Genomic DNA, 9,732 nt, shown 5'->3' with positions numbered 1-9,732 from the left:
GAACGGCTACAAGGATCGTCTCGTTACTCATCCTGCACCCTCGTCATCCGCGGTTTCGCCTGAATGCCGGTAAAAAAGGAGTACGGTATCGCCATACCGCTTGATTCTATCAGGCTCCGGCATCTCCTCAACCCTTAACTTCGAAGTTTCGAAAACGAGAAGCCCGTCGCGTTTCAGAGTGCGTCCTTCCATTATTTTCGCCGCAAGAAGAGGCGAATCCTCGAAATTGTATGGGGGATCGCAAAAGATGAAATCAAAGCTCTCCCCGCAATCTACTTCCATGTACTTCACCGCATCGCCGGAAACGAATTCCACCGATGGAACCCTGAGACCGGCGGAGGAAGACTTTATCATCCCGATGATCCGTTCGATATTTTTCTGAATAAGCTTCACGGCGGCCTTGTGCTTCTCCACGAACACCGCTCTTGTCGCCCCCCTGCTCAAAGCCTCTCCCCCCACCGCGCCGCTTCCGGCAAAAAGGTCGAGGACCGATTTCCCCCTTGCGTTCACCATGTTGAAGAGCGCCTCCCGCACCTTGTCGGAGGTGGGCCTTGCCCCTATCTCCTTGCCGGGTCCCCCCATGCGCAATCCTCGCGCGTATCCCGCTACTATTCTCATGCGCCCCTCGGCCCTCCCGATATCCTGGCCGAGTCGATCATGGATGAGAGCCAGATAAGAACGGAAACTCCGAGCGGGAGCATGAAACCACCGTCACCCGAAAGGCGAAAGATGAATCCCATGAAATTATAAACGTCGTCAGGCGACCGAAAGAAATCTGCGGCAACAAGGATCAGCGCGCGAAAAAAAAAGAACATTGCCATGACAAATGAAAAGGCGAGCGCTCCGCCGGAGAATTTTTTCCCCGCGTATATATGCCCCGCACCCGGAAGGATAAGGGCATTCAACAGAAATATTCTGGCTCTCTTCTCCCTCGGCTCCATAATGCAGGGCCCCTCGCGCCCCTCAGACCTTCCTATTTAAGATCGTCGAAGGATGTAAGCCTTTTAATCTCGTTATAGCGGGCGACAATGTCGTTGAACTGCAGACTTGTCAGACGGTTAAGACTGAACGATTCGACATTGTACGACGCCATCGCGCTTCCGACTATCATCGACTGCCGCAGACTGTCCGACGTAAGAACCCCCCTGCTGGCGAGATAACCCATCACACCCCCGGCGAAGGTATCCCCCGCGCCTGTCGGGTCGTGCACATCTTCCAGCGGGTAGGCTGGAGCGGAGAATATCTCGTCGCCGAAAAGTGATATCGCGCCGTACTCCCCCTGCTTTACGATGACCGTTTTCGGCCCCATCTTCTGTATCTGCCTTGCGGCCTTTACGAGGCTCGGCGTACCGGTCAACTCGCGCGCTTCAGACTCGTTTACGACTACCATATCGACCATCCCGATAACCTTCAGAAGCTCTTCCTTCTTGTTCTCTATCCAGAAATTCATGCTGTCGAGCGCAACAAGCTTCGGGCTGTCAAGCTGCTTGATGACCTCAATCTGCAATGAAGGGTCTATGTTTGCCAGGAAAACGAATCCCGCTTTTCTGTCCTCGTCGCTCAGCTTCGGATTGAAATCCAAAAGGACGTTCAGATTCGTCTCAAGCGTGGTAGCGGTGTTCAGGTCGAAACCGTATGAACCTTTCCAGCTGAACGTTTTCCCCGGAAGCCTCTGGAGGCCGTCAGTATTTATCTTGTGTTTCGCAAAAACCTTCATATGCTCGTCCGGGAAATCTTCACCAATGACCGCCTTTAGGCGCACTGAGGTGAAATAACTTGCCGAAACCGAGAAGTATGTGGCGGAACCGCCAAGCACATTATCGGCTTCGCCGAAAGGTGTTTTCACGGAATCAAAAGCGACCGTGCCGATAACCATTAAACTCATTTCAAAACCTCCAAAAACTGAAAATCAAAACGGGAACCCCCGCCATGCCATTATCCAAAATACCTCATGCTCGACTTCTTGAACTCGCGCGAGCTGAAAAGGACATTATATTCCTTTACGCCGGTCTTCTCGGAAATGCGCTTTGCGATTTCCATAACCTCTTCCTTCGTCTCTCCGTGCATCATTGTGAATAGGTGATAAGGCCAATCCTCGTAGGAAGGCCTTTCGTAGCAGTGCGAGACCTCGCGAAATCCCGCCATCTCGGCTCCCAGCTCTTCTCGCTCGCTCTCTTCCGGCACGCTCCAAACCCCCATGCCGTTCGCCTTGAATCCGGCGTTGTGGTGCCTGAGCGTCGCTCCGTATCTCCGTATCCACCCCTTCTCCTTGTAAAAGCGTATCTTCTCGATAACCTCTTTTTCGGAAAGCCCCACCGTGTCGGCAATATCCTTATACGGGCGTATGGAATCGGGGATGTTGTCCTGCAAACAACGCATGATGTCCTGGTCTATCTTTTTTATTTCGGGATTCATTCTACCTCTTCCCTCCCGTCCTTGAATTTGAAATCTACCTTGATCTTGAACATATGCTTTGCGGGCATGTTGCGAATCTCCGGGATTGCCGCCTTCTTCTTTATCTCGCTCAATATCTGTTCTATTCTTTCAACCGATTCGGCGATGAGCGTGAACCATATGTTGTATGGGTGGTTCCGCTCGTAGTTGTGCGTCACTTCCGGGTATTCGCTTACTATTGCCGCTATCTCCTCAATGCGCTCAGGGGGAACCTTCGCCGCGCAGAGCGTGCTGGTGAAGTGGAGCTTGCGGGAATCAAACGTCGCCCCTATTCTCCTGATGACATGATCCTCTTTCAGCTTTGTCACCCTCTCGTAGGCCTCCTTTTCGGAAACCCCGACCTGCTTGCCGATCACCGCGTAGGGGTGTTCGTCGACAGGAAATCCTGTCTGGATGAAATTTAATATTTCTTTATCTTTTTGGTCCATTCTTCCTCACATCAATATAAAACGAGAAAAAAGTTTACCATATCAGCGCCTTTCACGCACAATTACCGGACAAACAGGCTTCCACTACTCGAAGCGGGAATTTCACGCGCAAGGGTGCTAAAATCGCTGTTTATGACAAGTCATCAAAAAGTGCATACTTTGAGAGGCAGGGATTTTAGCCGCATGGAGAGCAGATAAATGAACGCTAGCGTGATACTCGGAGGGGTGATACTCCTCTTTATTATCGGATACAGGACATACGGGACTTTTGTCGCGCGCGTCCTGAACCTTGACGACAGGAACATCACCCCGGCCCATAAGCTGAACGATGGCGTGGACTACTCCCCCGCTCCGATGCCTGTTGTGCTGGGACACCACTTCGCCACCATCGCAGGCGCCGGCCCTATCGTCGGCCCGATACTTGCCATCTATTTCGGATGGCTCCCCGCCCTCATATGGATAATCATCGGGTCGGTATTCATAGGGGCGATGCACGATTTCCTCTCGCTTACCGCCTCGATGCGCCATGAAGGGCGCTCCATCGGTTCCATCATTGAACTGTACGTCGGCAAAACCGGGAAAAAACTTTTCATCCTCTTTTCGTTTCCCGCGCTCGTTCTCGTGATAGCGGTATTCATGGACGTAGTAGTAAAGACCTTCGTCGCAAAGCCAGCGGTAGGGACAGCGTCGATCCTCTTCATACTACTGGCGATCGGATTCGGCTTTGCACGAAACAGGTTTAACGCCCCGCTTGTACAGGCAAGCATTGCCGGGGTAATTCTGATGGCGCTCTCTGTATGGGCGGGGGTCCTCTTCCCCCTTGAACTCGGGAGAGAGATGTGGCTGGCGCTTGTATGCATCTATATCTTTTTCGCCGCCATCTCACCTGTTTCCTGGCTGTTGCAGCCGCGCGATTACCTCAATTCATTTCTCCTGTACGGAGTGATGCTGATGGCGGTCGCCGGGATTTTCACATACAATCCGGCGATGTCGATGCCGGCGGTGACGTCGTTCGCTGTAAACGGCAACTATCTATTCCCCATCCTGTTCGTCACGGTGGCATGCGGAGCGATATCTGGATTCCATTCACTCGCGGCTTCTGGCACCACCTCCAAACAGGTCGACAAGGAAACCGATGCCAAGGCTGTCGGCTACGGAGCGATGCTCATCGAAGGGGTTCTCGCGGTTGTCGCGCTTATAACGGTCGCCTATCTCTCCCCCGCCATGCAAGGGGAGATAAAAGGTGGACCTATCGCGATATTCTCACAAGGTGTTGGAACATTCGCCTCGGCAATAGGAGTCCCTATTGAGTGGGGGATAACCTTTGCCGCCATGGCGATATCGTCCTTCGCTCTTACAACGCTTGACTCCTGCGTCCGCCTCGCACGCTTCGCCTTTCAGGAATATTTCTCCTCGTCTGTCGAAGAGCTTGGGAAGAACAGGCTCGTCAAGAATCCTGTAACGGGGACATCGCTCGCGATAGGATTCGGTCTGCTGTTGGCTGTTAGCGGCGGGGCAAAGGCCATCTGGCCTGTGTTCGGTTCCGCAAACCAGCTTCTCGGCGCGCTGGCGCTTTTGGCCGGGGCGATATGGCTCGAAAAAAGCGGAAGGGAATCGCTCTTCGTAAAAATCCCGATGGTGTTCATGTTCGGCGTCTCCCTCTCGGCACTCGCGGCGCTTTTCATTCAAAACATCGGCTCCGGAAACTGGCTTATCGCCGTTATCTCGGCCCTCCTTTTCGGGCTCGCCATTTCGCTCGCGTCGCTCGGATATAACAGCCTGAAAGTTTTCAGGAAAAACGTTCTCATCGGCGAGCCTGTCCGGGAAACCGAAAGCTGATAAAGAACTCTGAATAATGTATGTCATACCGGGTCATCTGAAGAACTCGTCCGAACCGTGGGCTGTCGCGCTGGCAGGGATGTACCGCGAAAAAGCATCCTATCCGGCGCCTCTTTCACCGGCACAGGGGGACCTCCTCCGCACCTTCATCGCGAACATCGCCCCGTCGACCGTCCTTGAGATAGGATGCTACATCGGGATATCATCCCTCTGGATTGCCGCTGGACTGGAACAGGCGGGTGGTGACGGAATTCTGCATGGCGTCGACAGATTCAACACTATCAAACCGTGGCTCCCCCACTTCTCCGAGCCGGTGGAAGATCCAAAAGGGCTTGCGGAGAGTTACATCAGGAAAGCGGGGCTTTCCCACCGCGTAAAATTTCACAAAGGGGATTCCTGCGTGAATGGGAAAGAAGTTGCCGCATCGCTTGACGGCCTGGACATTCTCTTCATCGACGGCGATCACACGGAAGAGGGGTGCGCGAATGATTTTAATGCGCTATCACCGTTTGTAAAGAACGGGGGGTATATCATCCTGCATGATATCTACCCGGAACATTGCGGATGGGACGGGCCGAGGAAATTGATAGATGGAAGATTGAAGAACGATCCTGGCTATGAACTGCTCGAAATTCACACCTCGCCAGCCGACTACGGCATAGCTTTGATCAGAAAGCTAGGATAATTCCCCGATAGTCCCCTCGTTATCAACGGGAGTTGGACAACAAGGTAATCATTAAAAGCATCAGCAATAATTAAGAGGTTTAATCTGCCTGACGGTAGAAGATCACCGGGATGGCTCTCTGTTTCTCGCTTAGCATCTCGACCCACTCGGCAAACGAACCCGGATATGTGGAGATGAGGATCGCGTCGACAGCTTCCTTGCCGGAAATCTTCCTTACATCCATCACCTTTTTTCCTGCGAAGCGCCCGGCCTTGCGGTCGATGAAAAACTCTACCTTTAACTTCTCCTTTTCCAGGAATTCCGCCAGCCACCCCGCGTTCCACCCCGTTCCCGCAATCGCGAATCTTTTTCCGGTTTTCCTCAACATCCCTGCGAACTGCTTTGGCGAAGGGAACTTTTCGTTCCACTCTTTGTCGTAAACGATTATCTCCGGTTTCAACACCTTCCCCGGGCGGGAATACTTCTTTACTTTTTCCAGCCGCCTGTTCACCAGTTTCATCACCGACTCTTCAGAAAACTTTGAACAATCGACAGGCTCGAAACGGGATCGATCCAGCGATTCCTTTAGCGCAAACGAGAGGTCGTTCCCCGAAGGCTCCGCCCATTTTTGTCCGGCGAGGAAATAGCAGTCTAGCGCGTCAGGCGCGGGAACCTTCACCAGCTTGTACTTCAGCAGACGGCTGTTCCGTTTATTCAGAAAATCAAGCTGCCCCCCCCAGCCGGTAGCTATTACGGGGAGACCCATCGACGCCGCCTCAAGATACGGTCTTCCGAAACCTTCACCCCTTGACGGGAGGACATAACAGTCGGCAGACGCGTAAAGCGAGACCATCTCTTCGCGCGAAGGTCGTTTGCCGAGGACGGTTATGTTGCCGACCGGGAAGCCCGATTCCGCCAGCGCTTTGAGGCGCTCCTTCAGTTCGAGAGCGGAATCGGAAGCGCACTGTACAACCCACTCCACATCGGGACTTCCGCCAAAGGTGAAAACGAACTCTTCCAGCATTACGTCCCAACCCTTTCTCAAAGAGAGATCGAGGAACACCGAGAGGAACCTGAACGGCCCGGATTTTACATCCACCTTTTTATTGACTGCGCGTTTCTCTCCCTGATCCGGTAATACTGCCATATCGGGAATTACGAAGATCTTCTTCTTGTCGACCCCCCCCTTGGCGAACGTCTTCGCGTTGAAGGTCGCCGCTACCCAGACTTCGTCCATTCCGTTCAGGATTTCGGCCCATAGGCGCGGAAGAGAATCGGATTCGAGCATCACACGCGCGATGTTTATCTTCCCCTTTTCAATGCGGAAAAAGTGGGGAAAACCGGAGTGGATCACGATATCCCTTTTTGTCGGTTTCGATTCTTCAAGGGCGTATTCCAGGTCAAACTCGTATCCATATTTCTTCAGCGCGCTCGCGAACTCGAGGGTGCCGTACCCATAGCCGGAATATTTCGGGCGGTAGGTGCGGAAACAGACCGATCTCATTTCGATCCGGCTGCCTCTCCCGCCTTCGGCAAAGGAACTGGAAGAACATTACCGCTGACGTTCACCGCCGCCATGCTCGGACAGACTGTTTCTGCAAGCCGGAATATCTCCTCGTAATCGGAGATGTCGGCCCTGTTATGGTTTACCTGAACGATAACCGAAGAGATGTTTTTCTCTTTAATGCTCCGCAAGGTTTCATCGCCAAGGCTCTCGATGGTCAACGGGCCGTCCCCGAAAGTGGTTATGTTCACCCTTTCTGCAAACTCCCCTTTCAGGTCTTTCCTCGCGAGCATATGCGTTCGGGAGATGCACCCGGCGGTTTTGATCTCGTCCAATATCTTTTCGCTCTGCCATGCGGGGCCGGAACCGATAATCAGGATATTTCCTTCGCAGGCAGAGAGGAACTCCCCTACATCCGAAAAATCAACCCCGGCAAACCGTGTCGCGCCTCCGAAAAGCGACGACGCGCGCCTCGCTTCGCTGACCACCTGTTCAATTTCCTTTGAAGAGTAGTGGGGGTATCCCGCGATCACATTCCGCCCGCCGTCGAATTTTTTCCAGTCATCTCCGGCGAGTCTCCCTGATTCCCTTGCCTCCTTGAAGAATGGCGTGCCGGGTTGCGGTGTGCAGATCGATATCTGAATATCGCACAAAAGGCCTTTTCGCAGAAGATCCTTTACCAATTCAGTCGTCCCCCTGTCGCTTTCCGCAGACGATCCTGTCGCGCCGTAGGTGAACGTGCCGTAGACCTCTATCCCTTCGCTGGCGGCGCACTCAAGCGCCCGGTAGAGCCTCTTCATCGAATGGCTCTTCCCTATCCGCTTCGCCACTCCGCTGTCGGCTGTCTCAATACCTACGCGAAGGCGGTAATACCCGGCCCTCTTCATCGCGGAGAGCATCTCGCTGTCCATGTTCCAGTATCCGCACATGGCGTTGTACTTCAGCGTATCCAGCCCCTTGTCAACGATAGAGCGGCAAAGCTCCATCGTGAATTCCTTCCTGCCGTTATGTATTTCATCGTCGAAGAAGACACCTTCCATCTCCGGGTACTTCGATTTCATTGCCGCAATCTCATTGGTAACGTCGTCGACGTTTCTCGGCCTCCAGCTCCCGGCTCCGCCGTAATAGACGTTGGACGCCACGCAGAAGTTGCACGCCAGCGGGCAACCACGGCTTGAAAACATCTCGACCTCACGATACCTGCTGACAACCGGCTCGATGTAGTCTATCCGGCGGACGTCGTCGTCTTCCGGCCAAGGGAGAAGATTCGGATCGGCCAGCTCCCTTCGCCCGTTCGGATAGATACCCGCGACCTTTTCAGGATGAGCTGATTTGAAAAACTCAAGTAGAGTGAATTCGTATTCGCCTATGCAGACGACATCGGCTCCTGCTTTCAACGCCTCTTCCGGAAAGGCGGAGGGGTGCTGGCCCGCAAAGATCAATTTGCATCCGCACTCTTCCCTGGCGGCAAGCGCGAGCTTCATATCCATGTCGAACGAGAGCGTGGAACTCTCCATAACGAGCCAGTCAGGTTTTTCATTAACGATATTTTTCAGCGATTCCGAATGGTTCCAGTCGTTGAGGTTCGGGTCGAGGAATTTCACGTCGAACTCCGTCTCCCGTTTCAAAAGGGCCGAACCGTACGCGAGCATGAAGGGGTAGAAGGTCATCCTCCCCTTTCTGTGGTCGTACCATGATGGCGATTCGACCGCCGACCATCTCGAAGGGAAGTGCACATACCTTTCGCCATCGGAACCGATACCGACGGAATTGGAAAGAACGATCTTCATCTTGCCAGTATAGCGCCTGTGAGCGAATCGAGAAGCTCTTCGGCTCTCCTGTTTTCAGGGAGGAACGCGAGAGCCTTTTTAAGCGACCCTTCGGCGTATTCGTAATGCCCCTTCTTGATGAATATCTCTCCGAGGTGTAGATACGCCGAGGCGAGCCTGGGAGTATCCTCGCTGCCGCTCACCTCTATCGCCTGGAGATAGTAGCGCGCCGCGTTCCCTAGTGCGCCCAGCTGCTGATAGCAGTAGCCGAGATTGTAATAAGTCCTGAAAGATGGATCATTCTTCGCCACCTTCTTGTAAAGAGGTATCGCCTTCAGGTATTCCTTCATAGAGAGGTAGAACCGGGCTTCATCACCTACAGATTTCAACTCGGCGTTCTTTGCAATGAATTCCCTCCTGGCGTTTTCACTTTCATCCCGCCCGCGGAGGTCGACGTGATGAATAACCGTAGCCTGCGGAAACACCTTCAGGGAATACCCCTTGTCGGTGACCCGGTGGCAGAAATCTATATCGTCATGCTGGTAATTGCGGCGCGATTCATCGAACTTCACCGCCTCCCAGACGCTTTTCCTCATCATCATGAAGTATCCGCTTATGTAGGCGTCGGGGTGGGTCTCCCCGTACTCGAGTAGGGCAGGAGCCGAGAGAGGATTACCCCTCTCGACTCTCTGCCAATCCCACCATCTGTTGCCGTTGCCGTCAACTCCCCGGCATCCGGCGAGGTCGAAATCGCCCAGTACCCGCACCTCTCGCCACCATGTTGGCGTGAATTCCACGTCATCGTCGAGAATAATAATGGTATCGAATTTTGCCCGCGCGGCATTGAAGTTTCGCATGCGGCAGACCTCCGCTCTCCCGGCCCAGTCGCGCTTCTCGACGTAATCGATCCGCCCGTCCGTCTCACCGCCGGGATGCCATCCGCACACGAGTATCTCGTAGTTCGGAACCTCCATGCGGATGATGCTCCGAATCAGGTTTTCCATCCGGTCGGGCCTGAACCCGCCGGTTATTACGCAAAAAGATATGCCGGATCCGACACCCATTTTTTCCAAA

Annotated in this window: 10 protein-coding genes; 2 read left to right on the top strand and 8 right to left on the bottom strand. The window is 53.6% G+C overall.

Annotated features, from left to right (window positions below; translation table 11 throughout):
* Positions 1 to 27 precede the first annotated feature (27 nt).
* The 5 genes from OEY64_00935 to OEY64_00915 are packed head-to-tail and all read right to left on the bottom strand — an operon-like array spanning position 28 to position 2,882.
* Positions 28 to 618, bottom strand: a complete 591-nt coding sequence (locus OEY64_00935) for an RsmD family RNA methyltransferase (protein MDH5541505.1) — start codon at positions 616 to 618, stop codon at positions 28 to 30.
* A complete protein-coding gene (locus tag OEY64_00930; GenBank protein ID MDH5541504.1) occupies positions 615 to 941 on the bottom strand; it encodes a hypothetical protein in 327 nt (108 codons plus the stop codon). Before OEY64_00930 ends, OEY64_00935 begins: the two co-directional genes overlap by 4 nt.
* Positions 942 to 973: 32 nt before the next feature.
* Entirely contained in the window at positions 974 to 1,885 is a 912-nt protein-coding gene (locus OEY64_00925; protein ID MDH5541503.1) for a PfkB family carbohydrate kinase, read from the bottom strand.
* A 50-nt stretch (positions 1,886 to 1,935) separates the two neighbouring features.
* Complete coding sequence (locus OEY64_00920) at positions 1,936 to 2,415, bottom strand: AsnC family transcriptional regulator (GenBank protein MDH5541502.1); 480 nt, start codon at positions 2,413 to 2,415, stop codon at positions 1,936 to 1,938.
* Positions 2,412 to 2,882: an AsnC family transcriptional regulator gene (locus tag OEY64_00915; protein ID MDH5541501.1), complete on the bottom strand. Its 471-nt coding sequence runs from the start codon at positions 2,880 to 2,882 to the stop codon at positions 2,412 to 2,414. The genes OEY64_00920 and OEY64_00915 overlap by 4 nt, the downstream gene beginning before the upstream one ends.
* A 198-nt stretch (positions 2,883 to 3,080) precedes the next feature.
* Between OEY64_00915 and OEY64_00910 the strand changes: the two genes are divergently transcribed.
* Positions 3,081 to 4,721 (top strand): carbon starvation protein A, encoded by a 1,641-nt coding sequence (locus OEY64_00910; protein ID MDH5541500.1) that lies wholly within the window; start codon positions 3,081 to 3,083, stop codon positions 4,719 to 4,721.
* A 16-nt stretch (positions 4,722 to 4,737) separates the two neighbouring features.
* The gene (locus OEY64_00905; GenBank protein MDH5541499.1) at positions 4,738 to 5,406 is read left to right on the top strand and encodes a class I SAM-dependent methyltransferase; all 669 of its coding nucleotides are present in this window, start codon (positions 4,738 to 4,740) and stop codon (positions 5,404 to 5,406) included.
* Between the two features lie 79 nt (positions 5,407 to 5,485).
* Here the strand turns inward: OEY64_00905 and OEY64_00900 are convergent, their stop codons facing one another.
* The 3 genes from OEY64_00900 to OEY64_00890 are packed head-to-tail and all read right to left on the bottom strand — an operon-like array spanning position 5,486 to position 9,722.
* Entirely contained in the window at positions 5,486 to 6,889 is a 1,404-nt protein-coding gene (locus tag OEY64_00900; GenBank protein MDH5541498.1) for a glycosyltransferase, read from the bottom strand.
* Entirely contained in the window at positions 6,886 to 8,679 is a 1,794-nt protein-coding gene (locus OEY64_00895) for a B12-binding domain-containing radical SAM protein (protein MDH5541497.1), read from the bottom strand. Before OEY64_00895 ends, OEY64_00900 begins: the two co-directional genes overlap by 4 nt.
* Positions 8,676 to 9,722 (bottom strand): tetratricopeptide repeat protein, encoded by a 1,047-nt coding sequence (locus tag OEY64_00890; GenBank protein ID MDH5541496.1) that lies wholly within the window; start codon positions 9,720 to 9,722, stop codon positions 8,676 to 8,678. Before OEY64_00890 ends, OEY64_00895 begins: the two co-directional genes overlap by 4 nt.
* Positions 9,723 to 9,732: the final 10 nt, after the last annotated feature.

The sequence above is a fragment of the Nitrospinota bacterium genome (genome assembly GCA_029881495.1).
Taxonomy (GTDB): Bacteria; Nitrospinota_A; UBA7883; order JACRGQ01; family JACRGQ01; genus JAOUMJ01.
Note: the sequence above shows the minus strand (reverse complement) of the source record. Positions and strands in the feature narration are given on the sequence as shown.